Annotated in this window: 15 protein-coding genes and 2 pseudogenes; 6 read left to right on the top strand and 11 right to left on the bottom strand. The window is 70.6% G+C overall.

Annotation, left to right across the window (positions count from 1 at the left end):
* Positions 1-32 precede the first annotated feature (32 nt).
* The gene (locus tag MFF64_RS28410) at positions 33-494 is read left to right on the top strand and encodes a hypothetical protein (RefSeq protein ID WP_238192937.1); all 462 of its coding nucleotides are present in this window, start codon (positions 33-35) and stop codon (positions 492-494) included.
* 249 nt (positions 495-743) lie between these two features.
* On the opposite strand, the pseudogene MFF64_RS28405 reads toward MFF64_RS28410, so the two are convergent.
* From MFF64_RS28405 to MFF64_RS28375, 7 genes and pseudogenes are all read right to left on the bottom strand, one after another.
* Positions 744-1008 (bottom strand): annotated as a pseudogene (locus MFF64_RS28405) (hypothetical protein); the annotation flags it as partial.
* 147 nt (positions 1009-1155) lie between these two features.
* A complete protein-coding gene (gene maiA, locus MFF64_RS28400) occupies positions 1156-1791 on the bottom strand; it encodes a maleylacetoacetate isomerase (protein WP_099899874.1) in 636 nt (211 codons plus the stop codon).
* Positions 1788-3098, bottom strand: coding sequence for a fumarylacetoacetase (gene fahA, locus MFF64_RS28395; RefSeq protein WP_238192935.1), 1311 nt, complete (start codon positions 3096-3098; stop codon positions 1788-1790). Before fahA ends, maiA begins: the two co-directional genes overlap by 4 nt.
* Positions 3098-4459, bottom strand: a complete 1362-nt coding sequence (gene hmgA / locus MFF64_RS28390; RefSeq protein ID WP_099899876.1) for a homogentisate 1,2-dioxygenase — start codon at positions 4457-4459, stop codon at positions 3098-3100. Before hmgA ends, fahA begins: the two co-directional genes overlap by 1 nt.
* A gap of 76 nt (positions 4460-4535) precedes the next feature.
* Positions 4536-4766: a DUF2783 domain-containing protein gene (locus MFF64_RS28385; RefSeq protein ID WP_099899878.1), complete on the bottom strand. Its 231-nt coding sequence runs from the start codon at positions 4764-4766 to the stop codon at positions 4536-4538.
* A complete protein-coding gene (locus tag MFF64_RS28380; RefSeq protein ID WP_099899880.1) occupies positions 4766-6421 on the bottom strand; it encodes an FAD-dependent oxidoreductase in 1656 nt (551 codons plus the stop codon). Before MFF64_RS28380 ends, MFF64_RS28385 begins: the two co-directional genes overlap by 1 nt.
* Before the next feature lie 66 nt (positions 6422-6487).
* Positions 6488-7441 (bottom strand): MBL fold metallo-hydrolase, encoded by a 954-nt coding sequence (locus tag MFF64_RS28375; RefSeq protein ID WP_099899882.1) that lies wholly within the window; start codon positions 7439-7441, stop codon positions 6488-6490.
* A 230-nt stretch (positions 7442-7671) separates the two neighbouring features.
* Here MFF64_RS28375 and MFF64_RS28370 point away from each other — a divergent pair, with 230 nt between their 5' ends.
* Positions 7672-8121 carry a MarR family winged helix-turn-helix transcriptional regulator gene (locus tag MFF64_RS28370; protein ID WP_238192934.1) on the top strand — a complete coding sequence of 150 codons (450 nt, stop codon included), beginning with the start codon at positions 7672-7674 and terminating at the stop codon, positions 8119-8121.
* A 251-nt stretch (positions 8122-8372) separates the two neighbouring features.
* Here MFF64_RS28370 and MFF64_RS28365 read toward each other — a convergent pair.
* A pseudogene (locus MFF64_RS28365) lies at positions 8373-8555 on the bottom strand (hypothetical protein); the annotation flags it as partial.
* On the opposite strand from MFF64_RS28365, the gene MFF64_RS38210 reads away from it, so the two are divergent.
* From MFF64_RS38210 to MFF64_RS28355, 3 genes are all read left to right on the top strand, one after another.
* Positions 8556-9272: a LysR substrate-binding domain-containing protein gene (locus tag MFF64_RS38210; RefSeq protein WP_369010723.1), complete on the top strand. Its 717-nt coding sequence runs from the start codon at positions 8556-8558 to the stop codon at positions 9270-9272. It begins immediately after the preceding pseudogene.
* 425 nt (positions 9273-9697) lie between these two features.
* Positions 9698-10348, top strand: coding sequence for an SCO family protein (locus tag MFF64_RS28360; RefSeq protein ID WP_099900378.1), 651 nt, complete (start codon positions 9698-9700; stop codon positions 10346-10348).
* A 21-nt stretch (positions 10349-10369) separates the two neighbouring features.
* Positions 10370-13048: an AbfB domain-containing protein gene (locus MFF64_RS28355; RefSeq protein WP_238192933.1), complete on the top strand. Its 2679-nt coding sequence runs from the start codon at positions 10370-10372 to the stop codon at positions 13046-13048.
* 193 nt (positions 13049-13241) lie between these two features.
* Here the strand turns inward: MFF64_RS28355 and panE are convergent, their stop codons facing one another.
* On the bottom strand, positions 13242-14180 hold the full coding sequence (gene panE / locus MFF64_RS28350; RefSeq protein WP_099904406.1) for a 2-dehydropantoate 2-reductase: 939 nt from the start codon (positions 14178-14180) through the stop codon (positions 13242-13244).
* Positions 14181-14203: 23 nt separating this feature from the next.
* Between panE and MFF64_RS28345 the strand changes: the two genes are divergently transcribed.
* Entirely contained in the window at positions 14204-15601 is a 1398-nt protein-coding gene (locus tag MFF64_RS28345) for a chloride channel protein (protein WP_099904408.1), read from the top strand.
* 310 nt (positions 15602-15911) lie between these two features.
* Here MFF64_RS28345 and MFF64_RS28340 read toward each other — a convergent pair whose 3' ends face one another.
* Positions 15912-16055, bottom strand: a complete 144-nt coding sequence (locus tag MFF64_RS28340) for a hypothetical protein (RefSeq protein WP_165795778.1) — start codon at positions 16053-16055, stop codon at positions 15912-15914.
* A 206-nt stretch (positions 16056-16261) separates the two neighbouring features.
* Positions 16262-18145 (bottom strand): GumC family protein, encoded by a 1884-nt coding sequence (locus tag MFF64_RS28335; protein WP_238192931.1) that lies wholly within the window; start codon positions 18143-18145, stop codon positions 16262-16264.
* Between the last annotated feature and the right edge of the window lie 37 nt (positions 18146-18182).

Genomic DNA, 18182 nt, shown 5'->3' with positions numbered 1-18182 from the left:
CATCGCCAACTTCAAATACATCGCACGCGTCAATGCTTAAGCGCGGTGGTATGATTCTATCGGCCGCAGCGATCGCCGCACTGATATCGAACAGTGTCATCGCGGAGGCGCGAGGCTTCCGCGGCGGTGGCGGCTTCCGCGGCAGTGGGTTCCATGGGGCTGGAATGCGTGCAGGTGGCTTCCGTGGCGGCGGCTTCCACGGAGCCGGCTTGGGCAGAGGCGGTGTCGGACGCCCGGGCTGGGGGGCCGCCGGGCCCATCGCGGGGCGGCCCGGATGGGGGGTAGGGAGACCGATCGCAGGGCGGCCCGGCCAGGGCTATGGCGGATATGGCCGCTACGGGTACGGTTACGGTTACCGCCCCTACGGCTACGGTCTTGCCGGGGCCGCGGTCGGGGCGGCTGCAGGGTATGCTCTCACCGGCGCGGCCAGTGGCAGCGATTGCGGCGCTTACGCCTATTTCGACGCGTATGCGGGCGTCTGCCGTCCCTATTGAGGCGACGCCCTCCGATGACGCGCCGTGCCCAGTCGTCCGCCAGGATGGGCGACGACCCGCACGAGCGAGGCTCTTTCCTGGACACGCTCCCGCATGGGCGGATGGCGACCCCGCATGGGCGGATGACGACGAAGGGGAACCCGAACCTCCGATCGCGGCTGGCTCGCGTGATCCGCCACGGTCAGCCCGAGGCCGACGGCGACCACCCGACGGCCGAGGAGGGTCGAGGTCCGTTCGGCTTGGCCGCCGTCAGGAAGGGTCTGGTCGATGCCGGACGCGAAAGCCATGATGACGATTGCCTATCTCGCCTCCCGCGCGCTCGGCGACGCGAGCATGACAGCGCGCTTCGGCCTCGGCGGGAGGGACGTTGGCGATCGGCGCGAGCAAGGCGACGGTGGTTGGCCCCGTCGATCCACTCCAGGGTGGCGCACTCGACCGCCTCGAAGCAGTGCCACGGCCCGCGCCGATGGATCGCACGCGCCTTGAACAGGCCGTTGATCGTCCCCGCAGGGGCGGCGGTGGTCGATCCGCACAAGCTGGTCGGGCACGGGGTCGAGGGCGCCTGATCGCCGGCCCGCCCGTCGCCGCGAGCGGCGGCCGTCGGCGCCGCGCCGGGCGGGCGGAGGGCTGATCAGCCCGCGCCCACGGCCCTCCGTGGGACCTACTCCGCGTCGGGCTGCCGCGACGGATGGGCGGCCTGGAAGGCCGGATGCGCCTCCGCGAGGGACGAGGCGCGGGTGATCCGCGGGAACGGCTCCAGAGGCACGGCGAAGCGCCGCGCCGCGTAGACCTGCGGCACCAGATAGACGTCGGCGAGGCCTGGGCCGGCGCCGAAGCAATACCCCTCGTCGCCGATCAGCGCCTCGATGGCCGTGAAGCCCTCGGAGATCCAGCGGCCGATCCAGGCGCCCACCTCCTCCTCCGGGCGGCCGAGGTCGCGCCGCAGGTGGTTGAGCGGGCCGACATTGTGCAGCGGATGGATGTCGCAGCCGATGATCGCCGCCACCGCCCGGACCTGCGCCCGCGCGACCGGGTCCGCCGGCAGCAGCGGCGGCTCCGGATACACCTCCTCCAGGTACTCGATGATCGCCGGGGACTGGATCAGCACGCGCCCGTCGGCGAGGGCGAGGCTCGGCACGCGGCCTTGCGGGTTGATCCGCCGATAGGCCTCGCCGCGATGCTCGCCGCCGTCGCGCACGAGGTGGACCGGCACCTGGTCCGGCACCACGCCCTTCAGCGCCAGCGCGAGGCGCAGGCGGTAGGACGAGGTCGAGCGCCAGTAACCGTAGAGCTTCATGCCACCGCTCCAAGGATGACCGCCCGGCACTCGCCGAACCCGACGGTTGCGAAGCCCTCGCGCACGCCGTGCGCCCGCAGGATGATCTCGTCGCCGTCCTCGAGGAACCGGCGCTCCTCGCCCGAGGCGAGCCGGATCGGCTCCCGCCCGCCCAGCGTCGCCTCGACGAGGCTGCCGCAGGCGTCGCGGTCCGGGCCGGAGATCGTGCCGGTGCCGAGAAGGTCGCCCGGCTGCAGGTTGCAGCCGCCGCTGGTGTGGTGGGCCACCATCTGCGCCACCGTCCAGTACATGTGCCGGGCGTTCGAGGCCGAAACCCGGTGCGGGGCGAGGCCGGCTGCGCGCAGGCCCGGGGTCGTCAGCAGCACGTCGAGGCGGAGGTCGAAGGCGCCGCCGGCCTGGTCGGTTTCGTCGCGGAGGTAGGGCAGGGGGGTGGGATCGCCCGCGGGACGCGCTCCTTGCGCGATGCGGAACGGCGCCAGCGCCTCCGGCGTGACGATCCAGGGCGAGATCGTCGAGGCGAAGTTCTTGGCGAGGAACGGCCCGAGCGGCTGGTACTCCCAGGCCTGGATGTCGCGGGCCGACCAGTCGTTGAGCAGGCAGTAACCGGCGATGTGATCCTGCGCCTCTCCGATCGGGATCGGCTCGCCGAGGTCGTTGCCGGGCCCGATCCACACACCGAGCTCCAGCTCGAGGTCGAGGCGGGACGAGGGGCCGAAGGTCGGCGCGGCCGCGTCCGGCGCCTTCGACTGCCCGCGCGGCCGGCGCACCGGGGTGCCGGAGGGCCGGATCGAGGAGGCGCGGCCATGATAACCGATCGGCACGTGCTTGTAGTTCGGCAGGAGCGGGTTGTCCGGCCGGAACTGCTTGCCGATGTTCTCGGCGTGGTGGATGCCGACGTAGAAGTCGGTGTAGTCGCCGATCCGGGCCGGCAGGTGCAGCGTGCAGGACGAAGCCGCATGCAGCAGCGGAGCCACCCGGTCACGGTCGGCCGAGCCCTCGCGCAGCAGCTCGGACAGGCGCACCCGCAGGGCACGGCGCGGACCGGCGCCGAGGGCGAGGAGCGCGTTGAGGGCAGCGCCGGCGGCGGCCTCGGCGGCGAGGGCCGCCTCGCCCGAGAGCAGGCCGGCGGCCAGCAGAGCCGGAAGGTCGAGGATGCGGTCGCCGATCGCGATCCCGGCCCGCGGAGCACCGTCCGCCGGCGAGAACACGCCGAGCGGCAGGTTCTGGATCGGGAAATCGGGATGCCCGTCGGCCCCCGGTACCCAGGACCGCAGGCTAGAATCGTGGGTGTGGTCGATCCCCGCCATCAGCGTGCCTCCGGCCGGTTCGGGTCGAAATGCTTGGCGAGCTTGCGCCCGTACGTCGCGTAATCCTGCTGCAATGCCGGCGTCTCGGCGGCGAAGTGGCTGACCTTCTGGAGAAACCGCGTCTCGAACATGAAGGCCAGCGTCCCCTCGAGCTTGTGCGGCGTCAGCTCCGCGTTCGACGCCTTCTCGAACGCGTCCACGTCCGGCCCGTGCGGCAGCAGGGTGTTGTGCAGCGAGGCGCCCCCCGGCTGGAACCCGCCGCCGGTCTTGGCGTCGTAGACCCCGTAGACCAGCCCCATGAACTCGCTCATCACGTTGAGGTGGTACCACGGCGGCCGGAACGTGTTCTCCGCCACCAGCCAGCGATCGGAGAAGAGCACGAAGTCGATATTGGCCGTGCCGGGCGTCTCCGAGGGCGAGGTCAGCACCGTGAAGATCGACGGGTCGGCATGGTCGAACAGGATCGGGCCGACCGGCGAGAACTTCCTGAGGTCGTACTTGTAGGGCGCGTAGTTGCCGTGCCACGCCACCACGTCGAGGGGCGAGTGCGCGATGTCGGCCGCCCACAAGCCACCGCCCCACTTCACCAGCATCGTGCCGGGCGCGTCGCGGTCCTCGTAGGACGCCACCGGCGTGAGGAAGTCGCGCTGGTTGGCCAGGCAATTGGCGCCGATCAGCCCGCGCTCCGGCAGCGTGAAGGCGCCACCGTAATTCTCGCAGAGATAGCCGCGGGCCGGGCCGCCCGTGACCTCGACGGCGAACTTCACCCCGCGCGGGATCACCACGATCTCGCCGGGCGCGACGTCGATGACGCCGAACTCGGTGCGGAAGCGAAGCGCGCCCTGCTGCGGCACGACCAGCATCTCGCCGTCGGCGTTGTAGAAGTACTCGTCCCGCATCGAGCGGGTGGCGACGTAGAGATGCGCGCCCATGCCGGCTTGCGACCCGGCATCGCCGGCGGTGGTCATGGTGCGGATGCCCTCGACGAAGGAGAGCGGTTCGGCCGGGATCGGGACGGGATCCCAGCGCAAGGGCGCGGGGGGCATCTCGGCGGCCTCGGCCGGGGCGGTGAGCCAGAGCCGGGCATCGACCTTCCGGAAGGCGCCCCAATGCATGACGGTGGGACGGATGCGGTAGAGCCAGGAGCGCTCGTTGGTGGTGCGCGGCGCGGTGAAGGGGGATCCGGAGATCTGCTCGGCGTAGAGGCCGTAGGGGCATTTCTGGGGCGAGTTGCGGCCGATCGGCAGCGCCCCGGGCAGCGCCTCGGTCTCGAAGCCGTTGCCGAAGCCCGACAGGTAGCCCGGATGGATCTGGGTCGCGACGGGGTCGCCGACCGGAGCGGGGCGGGTCTGCTGGTTCATGGATGGATCTCCCATGCCGTGAGGTGATTCATTGGGCGAGCAGTCGCCGTCGGTCGGGACGCTCTTGCCGCCCCTGTCAGGGGGCGGCGCGATCCGGGCCGGCCGGCCCGAGGGAGCGCCGCGCGAGGGCGATGGCCTGCGCCAGCGCCTCGGGATCGCCGACCTCGTGAGCGAGAATCAGCACGAGCCTCGCGTTGAGCGCCGCGCTGTCCTCGTCGCTCAAGGAGTGATGCGCGCGGATCAAGGTCTCGTAGACGGCGTCCGCCCGTCCGGCGAAGCCGTCGCCCCGTCTCAGCGATTCCGTCATCACGCAGCCTCCTGAACCGACGTGCCGGACCGGCCGCACGCGCGGGCGAGCGCCTCCGCCACCTGCTGGCCATCGACCTCCGTGAAGCGCGCGGCCACGTGAGCGTCGGGCCGGATCAGGTAGGCCACGCCGGATTCGGCGACGTAGCGCAGCCCGGCGACGCCCTCGGTATCGAGCAGCACCTCGGCCCCGGCCAGCGTGAGCGGTCTCTCGGCGACGACGACGCAGCGCAGGCCGGGCGGGAGACCCGAGAACCGGCCCGGATCGGGCGCCTCGGCTCCCGCGAAGACCAGGAGCGTGAACGATCCGTCGAGCGAGTCGAGCAGCCAGCCGGCACGACCGCTCCCGTCGACGACCGGCGCGTCGACGCAGACGTCGCCCGGCCGGGGACCGTCGCGCTGCGGCGCCGGATCCGGGGTCTGCAGCGACAGGCCGGCGAGGCTGCATGGCCGTGACAGGCGCCCGGCATTCAGCAGCATCCGGGCGAAGGGCGCCTCGGCGGCGAGCGCCAGCACGCCATCGCGAAGGTACCGCTCCGCCCTCGTCTTCGGCGTCATGAAGTTGGTGGTGCGGCTCGAATTGAGGATGTTCTCGTCGGCGGCGTGCCCGCGCTCCTCGTCGTAGGTCGCGATCAGGCTCTCCGGCGCCTCGCCGCGCAGCACCAGCGCCAGTTTCCAGCACAGGTTGTCGGCGTCCTGGATGCCGCCGTTGCCGCCGCGGGCGCCGAACGGGCTCACCACATGCGCGCTGTCGCCGACGAACACCACGCGACCGTGCACGAAGCGCTCCAGCCTCGCGCACCGGAACGAGTAGACGGAGCACCATTCGAGGGTGACCGGCGTCTGATCGCCCACCACGGCCTTGACGCGCGGCATCACGCGCTCGGGCATGCGCTCCAGGTCCGGGTCGGCCTCGGGGCCGAGCTGGAAGTCGATGCGGAACACGTCGTCGGGCTGGCGGTGCAGCAGCGCGCTCTGCCCGGCATGGAAGGTCGGCTCGAACCAGAACAGGCGCTCGGTCGGAAAGTCCGCCTTCATCCTGACGTCGGCGATGAGGAAGCGCTCCTCGAAGCGCTGGCCGGGAAAGGGCAGGCCCATCCGGGTTCGGGTGGCTGACCGCGCCCCGTCCGCGGCGAGCACCCATTCCGCATCGAGCGCATAGGCGCCCTCCGGCGTCGCGACGTCGAGGCGCACGCCCTCGGCGGTCCGGGTCAAGCCGGTCACCTCGTGCTTCCAGCGCAAGCCGATCAGATCCGGAAAGTCCGCAGCCCGCTCGATCAGGTATTGCTCGACGTAGTATTGCTGCAGGTTGATGAAGGCCGGACGGCGATGGCCGGTCTCGGGCAGCAGGTCGAAGCGGTAGAGCTCCTGGTCGCCGTGGAAGACACGGCCTACGCTCCAGGTCACGCCCTTGTCGACCATCCGCTGCCCGACGCCGAGCCGGTCCCAGATCTCGAGGGTGCGCTTGGCCCAGCAGATCGCCCGGCTGCCGGTCGCCACGGTGTCGTCGTCGTCGAGCACCACCACCGGCACGCCACGCGTCGCCAGGTCGATGGCGCAGGTCAGACCGACCGGTCCGGCGCCGATCACCACGACCGGCCGCCGGTCGCCCGCTTCGGGCGATGGCGTGGAGGCAAAGCGAGGGCGAGAGGTCATGGGCGTTACCTGAGCCGGATGCCGTGCCCGGTGGGTCCGGGCATCGTTCGTTGGCGGATGGAGGCGTCAGCCTTCGAGGGCTCGCCACATCTCGATGTCGCGCTCTGCGGTCCAGATCCGGGGCGTGTCGATCCCCTTCGCCTCGTCGTAGGCGCGGCTCACGTCGAAGGGCATGCAATGCTCGAAGATGACCCAGTGCCCGTATTTGGGCCGCATCTCGCTCATCGCCCGGTCGTAGACCGTCTTGAGGTCGTGCCCGGCCGCGACACCGGCCTCGGCGACGGCGTAGAGGTCGCGCAGGAAGGCGCGGGTACCCTCCAGCCCCTCGCGGATCCGGTCGGGCGTCGTCAGCGCCTCGCCGCGGCCCGGCACCAGCGCCTTGGGCTGGAGCGCCTCCAGGCGGTCGAGGGTAGCGGGCCAGTCCTGGAAGTGGGCGTCGCCGCAATAGGGGGTGGCGCCGTACTCGACGAGGTCGCCGGAGAACAGCACCTGTTCTTGCGGCAGCCACGCGATGGTGTCGCCGGCGGTGTGGCCGCGGCCCGCATGGATGATCCGCACCTCGCGCGCGCCGAGCCACAGGGTCATCTCGCCGCGGAAGGTCAGGGTCGGCCAGGTCAGGCCCGGGATTTCCTCACGCCCGCGGAACAGCCGCGGGAAGCGCTGGATCTCGGAATCCATGTCCTGCTGCCCGCGCTCGACGATCATCGCGCGGGCGACGTCGCTGGCGATGACGTTGACCCGGTCCGGATAGCCGGCGACGCCGAGCACCCGCACAGCGTGGTAGTGGGTCAGCAGCACGTGGCGGATCGGCTTGTCGGTGACCTCGCGGACCCGGGCTACCAGGTCGCCGGCCATCCGAGGCGTGGCGCGGGCGTCGATCACCAGCACCGAATCGTCGCCGACGACGATGCCGGAATTCGGGTCGCCTTCGGCGGTGAGGGCGTAGACCCCGGGCGCCAGTTCGGAGAAGGTTTCCTTCTTCTCGACCAGATCGGCCTGGCTGGCGAAACCCTTGCTCATGCGGCTCTCCTCCCTCGTACGTCCCGGACCGGAGCGGATCATCCGCCCGGGACCACCGCGCAGGCCGCGCGCTTCGGCATAGAGAAGTCACGGCCGCCGTGCTTGTTGCGAGTGCAACCATGCATAGACGGTTGCGATCGCAACCGTCAAGTGGCATAGGCTATGATCGTGCCGCTGCGGCACGGCGATCAAGAGGGGGCATGGCGAGAGGGTACATGACGAACGGGGGTATGGATCGTCTGGACTTGCTCCGCTTCGTGCCGTTCCGGCTCAACCGCCTCGCGGCCGAGTTCAGCAACGCCCTGGCGGCTGACTACGCGCGTTTCGGCATCGACATCCCGGAGTGGCGGGTCATGGCGACCTTGGGCATGCATGACGAGCCGCGAAGCGCCAACTACGTCGTGCGCTGCACGCGCACGCACAAATCCCGGATCAGCCGCGCCGTCAGCCAGCTCACGGAGCTTGGCTTCGTCGAGCGTCTCGAGAGTGGCGACGATCGCCGCGAGATCATGCTTCAGCTGACGCCGAAAGGGCGGGAGGTCTACGAAGAACTTCTCCCGCTGCTGCGCGCGCGCGAGGAGAAGCTTTTGTCGGGTCTCAGCCCGGCCCAATCGAGCGCGCTCGATGACATCATGCTGACGCTTGAAAGATCGCTCGGCCTGGTGAGTTGCAAGAAATGAAATGTGTTGGCCCCGGAAGGCATTTCAGCTGATCTTTTCGGAGTTCTGAAAGAAGGCGCTGGCGCTCCCATCGAGTTCGACCCTCTGCCCAAGCGATCCGGGCCTGGTTGCTCGGGCCGTGCGCAGCGAAGGCGGCCGGGAAATGCCGACCGAGCATCCGGCGCCGGCTCAAGACGACAACCCATCGGCAGGTCCGACACGCCAGGAGCCTCCGCACAGGCCGGGGTACCCGCGCGCCGCACGGCCGGTGGTCATCCTCGGTGCGGGCGACCCCGATTGCGAGAGTCCGGCGCCGCGCGAGCCGTGTGGTCGATGTCACCGGCCGCGTCGCCGTAGCAAGTTGCCCGATCAGGCTGGGTCAGCGGCGAGCCGTTGCGCAGCCGCTCCACGAGGTCGGGGTTGGCGATGAAGGGCTGCCCGAAGCCGGCCAGATCATGGTCCCGTCGCTGATCATCCTCTCGGCGCGCCCGCGGGTCACGCCACCAGTCCGCCACCTGCTCGGGCGTGTTGAAGATGTCGCCCTGACCCTCGCGGGATGCCGGCGCGGTCGAGCCGGCCGCCGCGCTACCGCCAACGTCATCGATCCGCTCCGCGAGATGGTTCTCGCCGGAGCTGGCATCGCGGTCCTGCCGGATTACCTCTTCCACGACCATCTCGCCTCCGGTGCGCGGGTGGCGGTTCTGGAGCGGGAGACAGAGAGGACGGGAACGCCCAACGTCGAATGGGCCGCCAACCGGTTCATGACACCGAAGGTAAGGGCTTTCGTTGACCACCTGCACGCGGGGTCCCGCAACGGGATCGGGCAGGATCTGATCGAGGCGATGCCCTTGGAGCAAGGCCCGCCCGCTTTCAGCGAAAAGTTCTCTGAGAAAAACTGCTTATGCGAACAAAGGGGCTGCCGGTGCCCTCGCGCGAGGGATGCCCGTGTCGTTCCCGCATATCCGGTGATGGCCCACCGCTCTCCCCCGCGCCGAACAATCCCGGGCAAGCGGGCCTTGACGTCGGGGCCCGGATGCAAGGCGCCGCTCGCGACTTCGAGGATCGGGTGGCGGGTCCGACGGATCGTCGCTATCTGGCAGGCCGCGGCGACGATCACGTCGTTTGGTATGACCGACTGCCAAGGGCATTGGCTCCGCTCGACATCGACGTGATGCCCGGCGAGCAGGTTGTGATCATCGGATCGAGCATCGGAAGACCGCCGGCTTTACCGAAGCGCCGGTCGCTGCGTGACGTTTCCCGGTGTGTCCATCGCAGGAGCGCTGGCCGCCCCCGCCCGCCTCGACGAGCGGATCGCAGCGTCGACCTTCGACACCATCCTCCCCACCGTCCAGCCCAAAGCCGGGTCTACTTCCGATCTCGGCCTTTCTAACGAAAGTATCCGTGTTTCATTAATGCTGACGCGTTGTCGCGGAGTATTATACTTCAGGTTGCGCCGGTGTCGACACAGCTGTCCGCAACAGAATTCTGGTCATAATTCGTTATCCGCGGGCGATTACGGGATGTAAACGCCCTTTCGGCAGGTTCGGAACTGGGACAACCGGATCATGAATTGCGTTGACGAAGCATGTGGCCGACAGTGAACTCCATCACGGCCCTCGTGGTCAGCCTACCCCTCTGGGGCATCCCGAGTACCGCCTCGATCGAGCCACAGACGATCCCAGCGGAAAGGCCGCGGAGCGACCTGGATCATCTCCTGTGGCACGCCGGTGACGCTGCGCGGCGAGTCGACCAGCACGGCGTCGCGCTGAGCCCGGCGGATCTGCGCGACCGGATCACCGTCGTGACGTTCGTGGCCGCCGATTGCTCGATCCTCTGCGTCACCCGCACCCTCGACCTGGATCGGGTTGCCAAGGCCTTGCCGGGCCCGATGCGTGACCGGGCGGTGTTCATGACCGTCTCCCTCGACGATGCGGGCCATGATGCCGGGCGGCTGCGCGCCTTCATCGACGGCACGGTCGGGGCGAGCACGCGCCTGCGCTTCCTCGCCGGGGATGCGGCCTGGACCGCTTCGCTCACCGCGATGATGCGCTACCCGGCGGCGTCGCTGCCGGAGCCCCCGCCGCAGATCCTGGTTTTCGACCGGCGCGGCGGGATCGCCATGACCTATGGCGGCGATCCGGTCGACCGACCGCGGCTCGAGGGCGACATCGCCCTCCTCAGCACCTTCACGCAGGGCCTCGACGCGCCGTCCGGACGCGCGACGGAAGCGGCCCCGCACAAGCTCTGACCTTCCAGCGAGAGTTCACCCATGATCGACGTGACACACGCCGCGAGCCGGCGCCGGCTGCGCCTGCGCCATGCTACCCTCCTCTCCGCCACGGTGCTGGCGACGGGCCTCCTCTCCCCGGCGCAGGCCGCCCAGTTCCGGGTCGTGGTGAACCAGGCTGCCGACCCGCTGATGGCCGGCCTGCCGCTGCCCGACACCGCGCCTGCGGCGGGCCTGTGGTCCGGCGTCAAGGGCTGGCCGATGAACGCCATCACGCTGAGCCTTCTGCCGAGTGGCAAGGTTGCCTCCTACGGCACGCCGGGCGGCAACCCAGACACCCAGGACGGCCGCACCTTCGACATCTGGACTCCGACTCAAGGCCTCGCCGGCGGCCATGTGACGCTTCCGGGTGTCGCCGGCGTCAACAGCTTCTGCGCCGCGCAGTCCTTCCGGGCCGACGGATCGCTGCTGATCTCGGGCGGCATCTTCGACAACGGCAACGACAAGGGCAGCGTCGTCCTCAACGGCACCGCCACCGGCGTGACCGCCGCCGCCGCCAGGCTCGCCAACGACCGCTACTACTCGACCATGCTGACGCTACCCAACGGCCAGCAGATCATCATGGGCGGCTCCTACCCCTATCAGGGCGGCTGGGACGATCCGCAGGGCAGCATCGACAAGGGCCTGATGACCGGGATGACCCCGGAGGTCTATGACGGCACCAGGTGGAAGAGCCTGTTCGGCGCCAAGAGTCGCGACGCGTTCGGGCCCGACAACAACAGATGGTGGTATCCCCGCGCCTGGATCGCCCCGAACGGAAAGGTGTTCGGCATCACCTCCGACAAGATGTGGTACCTCGACCCGTCGGGTAATGGAGCCGTGACGGCGATGAACTTCAAGGAGCCGCAGCGCAACGCCAACTCGGCCACCGACGCGCCGAATGTCGGCCCAGTCTCGACCGCGGTGATGTACGACACCGGCAAGATCCTCCAGGTCGGCGGCAACAGCTACGACAACGGAAACGGCTTCCTGTCGAGCAGCCGCGCGTCGATCATCGACATCAATGGCGCCAACCCGAAGGTGACCGACACGAATCCGATGAGCGTCGGCCGCGCCTGGGCCAATGCCACGGTGCTGCCGACCGGGCAGGTCGCGGTGACCGGCGGCAGCAAGTTCAACGACCGGGGCGGCGGCGACATCGTGCTACAATCGGAGATCTGGGACCCGCGGACCGGCCGCTGGTCGGTCGGCGCCTCGGGCGGGGTCTATCGCGGCTACCACTCGACCGCGATCCTGATGCAGAACGGGGCGCTCCTCATCGCTGGCGGCGGTGCGCCCGGGCCAGTGGCGAACCAGAACGTCGAGGTGTTCTACCCGCCCTACCTGTTCACGACGGTGAACGGCAAGACGGCGCTCGCCCCGCGGCCGCAGATCGTCAGCCTCTCGACGGCCCAACTCCAGCACGGCCAGACGCTGCAATTCGAGCTCACCTCCCAGAACGGCCTGTCGCAGGTCGTGCTGGTGGGCTTGAGCACGGTGACGCACAGCTTCAACTCGGGCCAGCGGCGCTACGTCGCCGCCTTCACCCAGGCCGGCAATGCCGTGACGGTGCAGGCGCCGGCATCCGGCAACATCGCACCCCCAGGCTACTACCAGCTCGTCGCGGTCGACCAGAAGGGCGTGCCCTCGCCGGGCGTGATCGTGGCGCTGGGTGCGGGCGTCGCGGCGCCGAGCCAGGTGGCGGCCCCGGCGGTGGCCGGCGGCACGGGTGGCCAGAATGGCGGTACCGGCGGATCCGGCAGTGGTGGCACGGGCGGCACCGGTGGTGGCGGTGGTACGGGCGGGACTGGCACGACGGCCGGTACCGGCGCTGCGGTGAGCCTGCAATCGAGCAACTACACGACGAGCTACCTCACCAACGTCGGCGGCACGGCCCGCCTGGTCGTGCCGGCCGGTGCGAGCGACCGTCAGCAGGCGACCTTCCGGCAGGTGCCGGGACTGGCCGGCGAGGGCGTCTCGTTCCAGTCGACCACCAGCCCCAACCAGTTCCTGCGCCATCAGAACTTCCAGATCTTCCAGCAGGCCAACGACGGCGGCGACATCTTCAAGAAGGGCTCGACCTTCACCCCGCGCGCGGCTCTCGCCGGCACCTGCGGCTGCAATACCGGAACCTGCACGTCCTACGAGTCGGTCGACTGGCCGGGCTACTACCTGCGCCACCAGAACTTCACCTTCTACATCGCCAAGCCGGACGGTGGCCCCACCTTCAACCAGGACGCCTCGTTCTGCCCTGCTTCCGGCCTGACCCCCACGGGCTCGGTCCTGAAGGCGGCGCATTCGGGGATGTGCCTGTCGGTCGCGGCCGGCGACGCGAGCGACGGCGGCGCCGTGACCCAGCAGGCGTGCAACGGCTCGGCCGAACAGACCTGGACGAGCACCCCCAGCAACGGCGGCCTCGCCTACGTCAACAAGGCGTCCGGCAAGTGCCTCGACCTCTCGCTAGCGGAGGTGCCCGCCCCGGGCTCGCCGATCTACCAGTGGACCTGCCACGGCGGGACGAACCAGGCCTGGACGTCGCGGGCGCAGGGGACCGGCAACGCCCTCGTCTCGGTCAACGCGAATCTCTGCCTCGATGTCTTGTACGCTTCGACGCAGCCCGGTGAGAAGACGGCGGTCTGGACCTGCCACGGAGGGGCGAACCAGACCTTCCTGTCGCAGTAACCCTGCCTCTCGGCCGCGGCGGGCGTGAGCCACGGCCCGGCGCCGGCGAAGCCATCATCCTCGGCCAAGTGGTGTCCTCGGCCAAGTGGTGTCGGGGATCCACCGGCACGATGCGACGGCGGGGGAGGATGGTGCCGACCGTCCTCCCGGGATCTTCGTCGAGACCCGGTGCCCCGGGCCGTCGATCCTTCGCTCAGCCCTGCTCCCGAGCCCGCCGGTTCTCGTAGGCCTTCAGGTGGGTATAGGCGGTCGCGAGGTGCGGCCACGCCCCGTCCGGGTCCGCCTGGCGGCCGCGGGCCAGGAGGTCGCCGACGATGTGGTCGGCCTCGATCCGGGCGCCCTTCTCGATGTCGCGCAGCATCGAGGCGGTGAAGCGGGAGCCGGCCGCCGTCAGGGTGCCGCGGCTGGTCTCCAGGAACTTCTCCCGCGGCGCGTGGCCGGCCCCCGCCGCGATGCCACGGCACTCGTCCAGCAGGCCGAGCAGCAGGTCACGCCCGCCCGGTGCCGCCACGATGTCGCCGATGGGGGCCCGCATCAGGCCGGTGCCACAGGCGAGCGTCGCGAGGAAGACCCACTTCTCCCACATCTCGAGCAGGATCTTGTCGCTGAGCCGCGCGGCGAAGCCCGCCCCCTCCATGACGGTGGCGACACGGGCGATGCGATCCGGGCGCGTCCCGTCCCGCTCGCCGAAGGTGAGCGCGTGCAACTCGCTCATCTGCACGATCTCGCCCTCGGGCGAGAGCGTCGCCGCGATGGCGCAGGAGCCGCCGAGCACCCGCTCCGGCCCGAATCGCGCGTCGAGGGCGTCGAGATGCGCCAGACCGTTGAGGATCGGCAGCACCAGCGTGCCGCTCCCGACCGCCGGGGCGACATCGTCGAGGGCGCCCGCCAGGTCGTAGGCCTTGCAACTGAGGAGCACGAGGTCGAAGGGCCCGGGAATCGCGCCCGCCGTGACGGTCGCAGGCCCCTCGACGCGGAAATCCCCGAGCGGGCTCCTCACCGAGAGGCCGTCTTCGGCCAGCCGCGCCGCCCGGGCCGGCCGGACCAGGAAGGTCACGTCGCGGCCCGCCGCCGCGAGCCGTGCCCCGAAATATCCGCCGGTCGCGCCGGCCCCCACCACCAGCACCCGCATTTCGTTCCCTCCTGCCGTTTTCCATGTCGAACGAGCTTCGCATCCCGGGCGGATTCGTCCAAGGTGACCATGAGTCAGACGGACGGAGGTTGCGGGGCGTGCGGGGTTTGCGGGAGCGGCTGTCCGGGTCGCGGGATCTCGCCGGACTCTGGGTCCGGCGCGGGCTGTTCGTGATCGGAGGCATCGCGGTCGGGGCCGCGGCGGTGCTGATGGCCTTCCTGGCCGATGCGGCGCAGGCGGGGTTCCGGGCGGTGCTCGGGGTCTCGCCGCTGATCGCCCTCGTCCTCACGCCCCTGGGCTTCGGGGTCGCGGCGCTCCTCGCCCGTACGGTGTTCCCGAACTCGCAGGGCAGCGGCATCCCGCAGGTGATCGCCGCCCGCGACATCGAGGACGCCTCTCTGCGTCATCCGCTGGTCTCCCTGCGGACCGCCGCCGGCAAGATCGTGGTGATGACGCTGGGACTCTTCTGCGGCGCCTCCACCGGGCGCGAGGGGCCGACGGTGCAGGTCGGCGCCGCCCTGATGGCGGCGGCCGGGCCGCTCGCGCCGGAGCGACAGCGCGGCCTGCTGCTGGCCGGGGGCGCCGCCGGGGTGGCGGCTGCCTTCAACACGCCGCTCGCCGGCATCGTGTTCGGCATTGAGGAGCTCAGCCGCTCCTACGAGGCCAAGACCTCAAGCCTGATCCTCGGAGCGATCATCGCGGCGGGCCTGACCTCCCTCGCGCTGGTCGGCAACTACACCTATTTCGGCACCACCGCCGACACCCTGCCGCTTCAGGCCTGGGCCGTGGTGCCGCTCTGCGGAATCCTCGGCGGGCTGTCGGGCGGGTTGTTCAGCCGCATCGTCATCGCGGTGGCCCGCGGGTTGCCGGGCCTGGCGGGGCGGTTCGTCTCGGAACGGCCGGTGGTGTTCGCGGCCTTCTGCGGCCTCGGCGTCGCCCTGTGCGGGCTGGCCACCGACGGGCACGCCTACGGCACCGGCTACGAGCAGGCGAAGGCGCTGCTGCATGGCACCGCCGAGACCCACGCCTGGTTCGGGCCGCTGAAATTCGTCGCCACGACGCTCTCGTCGATCAGCGGCATTCCGGGCGGACTGTTCGCCCCCTCCCTCGCGGTCGGGGCGGGCCTGGGCGCCGAGGTTGCCGGCCTGTTCGCTGGCGTGCCGGTCGGGGCCGTGGTGCTGGTCGGGATGGTGGCCTACCTGACCGGCGTGCTGCAGGCGCCGATCACATCGTTCGTCATCGTGGCGGAGATGACCGAGAACCACGCCCTCGTGATCCCCCTCATGGTCGCGGCGCTGATCGCCGACGCGGCCTCGAAGCTGGTCTGCCCGGACGGGCTCTACCACGCGCTCGCCGAGCCGATAGTCGAGCGCCTCACCGGGCGCCGGGCGCACGAGCCGGAGGTGCGTGGGCCGGCGTGAGGATGTCGCGGGGCGCGACGGGATGGAAGGAAGCTGGCGCTTCCGGTCGCCGCCTCTCAGCGTCGTTCCGGGGCCGCGCGGCGGAGCCCGGACTCCAGGAATCCAGGCGGTCCTTCAGTCGCGCCGACCATAGTCCGCCTGACCCGGCACCACCTGCGGTCAGGCATCCCGGGCTCTCGCCTTCCGGCGAGTCCTGGGATGAGACGGCGGGTATGTACGGCGTCGGTCCGGTCGAGGGATGTCGCGCCGGCTATCGACGCGACCCTTGCGAGGCGACCCTTGCGAGGCGACCCTTGCCGGACGATCCGGATCAGAACGGCAGGACCCCGAATTCGGCGACGCGGCGGTTATGTTCGGCCCACAGACGCATCATCTTGGCGAACAGGCCCGGCTTGGACGAAGCCTGGGCGGAGGCGATGGAACGGGTCGAGGCGATCGACGGGGAGGAGGCCATGGGTTCGGCTCCGAAGTGGGAGGTGACTGGAACTCTGTGGTTCCTGTCCCTGACCATGCCTTCGATGTTGCGCCGCAACAATCGTCGATCTCGCAGCCGCGATATGCGGCTATCGCATGCAACTGGCGTCATTATGCTAAATTGCCCGCCAATCATGCACGATATGCCTGGCTGACGGGCGATGAGCGGCATTTCAGAGCCCTGGCTCACCCGTCGAGCGCGGTCCGGTCGACCTCCGTGGTGATCGTGCCGAGGATCCGGGCGCGGGCGTGCTCCAGGGCCTCGCAGGCCTCGGTCAGCGTGCGCAGGGGGGTGCGGCCCCATTCGGTCATCAGCACCACACCGTCGAGGAGGGGTGCCAGCGCCACGGTGGCGGCGGAGCGGCCGACCGGCGGCAGGTCGACGATCACCACGTCATAGGCGTCGCACAGGCTGGTGAGCAGCGCCTCCATGGCGGGCGAGCCGAGCCAGTGCGGCGAGGACAAGGCCTCGTGCGCGAGGGGCAGCACGTCGCATCCCTCGTTGAGCGCCGAGACGTGGGTGCGCCAGGTCTCCGATGCCCGGGTGCCGAAGCCGCGCAGGTCCGCGACGATCCCCTCGCCCGCCCCAAAGTCGCGCGATGCCGGGGTCCGCAGCACCGGATCGGCCGCGTCGGCGTCGATCACCAGTGCCCGCCCGCCCGCGGCGGCGTAGAGCCGGGCGAGCTCGATCGCCGCGAGGGCCTTAGTGCGCCCGCAGGTGCGCCCCGCCGCCGTGAGTCCGATGGTGCGCAGCGGCACGGCGTGGTTCGCCGAGGCGAGGGAGAGCCGGGTCCATTGCAGACCCTCCGCCAGGCCGGCGCAGAGCCGGGCCTCGTCGGTCAGGCCGCGGCGGCGGAGGCCTGGGAGCCCTGCTGGCCTCGCCGGGATCCAGCCGAGGCAGTCCCGCCCGGTCGCGGCCCGGACCTGGCGCCGTGACCGGGCGCGCCCGTCGAGCAGCAGGCCCGCGACCCCGAACGCCACGAACAGCCCGGCACCAGCCACCGCGCCTGCCGGCATGGTCAGCCGCAGGCCCGGGTTGGAGCGGAACAGAGGCCGGGTCGCTGCGGTGATGACCCGGGAATCGGCCACCGGGGCGCTCTGGCGCTGCACCGCCTCGGCCAGCACCACCAGCAGGCTCTCATAGACCTTGCGCGAGGTCTCGGCGGCGGATTCGAGCTCCTCCAGCGTGCCGGGCTCGTCGTCGGCCGGCGCCCGGGGGACGATCTGCGTGCCCGCACTCGCCACCGGCCCGTCGGCATCGTCGCGCCGGCTGCGCCGGATGCGGTAATTATGCGTGGCGCGGAATTCCTGCACGGCGCGGATCGCCGTGTTCATCTGGGTCCGGAACCGGTCGACGCGCTCGTTGAGCCAGTCGGTGGCGAAGCGCGAGGCCTCGACGCGGGCCTCCATCTTCTCGCGCAGGAACTGCTCCACCACGGCGTTGACGATGTCGGCCGCCTTCTGCGGATCGCGGGCCGCGAAGCTGATGTCAAGGGCGTAGGCGAGGCCGGCGCGGCGCACGTCGAGCCTCGCCGCGAAGGTGTCGAGCAGGCGGCGTTCCGCCTCGAGACCGCCATCGGCCTCGGCTTCCGCGCGTCCGGTCGCACCCTTGAAGGCCGCGCGGGCTGACTCGAACAGGGCGACCGCGCGGCCTTGCGCGGCCGCGGCCCAGGCCGGGAGCCGGAGCGTCGCGCCGGCGAATTCCGGATCCCCTCGCAGGCCGAGCTTGTCGATCACCATCCGGGCGACCTTCTCCGAGCGCAGGATCGCCACCTGGTTGGCGATCTGGCCGGTATCGATGGCGAAGCGCGCCTCGCCGCCGGGCTCGGCGAAGAGCGGCGGCATCTTGGAATCGATCACCAGCTGCGCCCGGGCGGTGTAGACCGGGGTCGAGGCCAGCGCGTAGAGGGCGCCGAGCGCCGCCCCCGCGAGGGCACAGGCGAGGATGCGGGCGCGGCGGCGGCGCAGGAACGCGAGGATGTCGCGGACCTCGAGCGTGCGCGTCTCCGGCGGGTCGTCCCGGAGGCGCGGGGCCAGGGACGGGTCGGTCCAGATCGGGTTGTTCAGCAAGATCGCGCTCTCTTCGGCTCGACCGCGGCGGGGGGTC

The organism is Methylobacterium frigidaeris, from assembly GCF_022179185.1.
GTDB lineage: Bacteria > Pseudomonadota > Alphaproteobacteria > Rhizobiales > Beijerinckiaceae > Methylobacterium > Methylobacterium frigidaeris.
The sequence above is the reverse complement of the archived record's forward strand: the minus strand, read 5'-3'. Positions and strand labels throughout refer to the sequence as shown.

Bases quoted from the DNA above. Each gene is read 5' to 3' on its own strand.
- MFF64_RS28410 (WP_238192937.1), top strand. From the start codon at position 33: ATGCTTAAGCGCGGTGGTATGATTCTATCGGCCGCAGCGATCGCCGCA.
- maiA (WP_099899874.1), bottom strand. From the start codon at position 1,791: ATGAAGCTCTACGGTTACTGGCGCTCGACCTCGTCCTACCGCCTGCGC.
- fahA (WP_238192935.1), bottom strand. From the start codon at position 3,098: ATGGCGGGGATCGACCACACCCACGATTCTAGCCTGCGGTCCTGGGTA.
- hmgA (WP_099899876.1), bottom strand. From the start codon at position 4,459: ATGAACCAGCAGACCCGCCCCGCTCCGGTCGGCGACCCCGTCGCGACC.
- MFF64_RS28385 (WP_099899878.1), bottom strand. From the start codon at position 4,766: ATGACGGAATCGCTGAGACGGGGCGACGGCTTCGCCGGACGGGCGGAC.
- MFF64_RS28380 (WP_099899880.1), bottom strand. From the start codon at position 6,421: ATGACCTCTCGCCCTCGCTTTGCCTCCACGCCATCGCCCGAAGCGGGC.
- MFF64_RS28375 (WP_099899882.1), bottom strand. From the start codon at position 7,441: ATGAGCAAGGGTTTCGCCAGCCAGGCCGATCTGGTCGAGAAGAAGGAA.
- MFF64_RS28370 (WP_238192934.1), top strand. From the start codon at position 7,672: ATGGATCGTCTGGACTTGCTCCGCTTCGTGCCGTTCCGGCTCAACCGC.
- MFF64_RS38210 (WP_369010723.1), top strand. From the start codon at position 8,556: ATGGTCCCGTCGCTGATCATCCTCTCGGCGCGCCCGCGGGTCACGCCA.
- MFF64_RS28355 (WP_238192933.1), top strand. From the start codon at position 10,370: ATGATCGACGTGACACACGCCGCGAGCCGGCGCCGGCTGCGCCTGCGC.
- panE (WP_099904406.1), bottom strand. From the start codon at position 14,180: ATGCGGGTGCTGGTGGTGGGGGCCGGCGCGACCGGCGGATATTTCGGG.
- MFF64_RS28345 (WP_099904408.1), top strand. From the start codon at position 14,204: ATGTCGAACGAGCTTCGCATCCCGGGCGGATTCGTCCAAGGTGACCAT.
- MFF64_RS28340 (WP_165795778.1), bottom strand. From the start codon at position 16,055: ATGGCCTCCTCCCCGTCGATCGCCTCGACCCGTTCCATCGCCTCCGCC.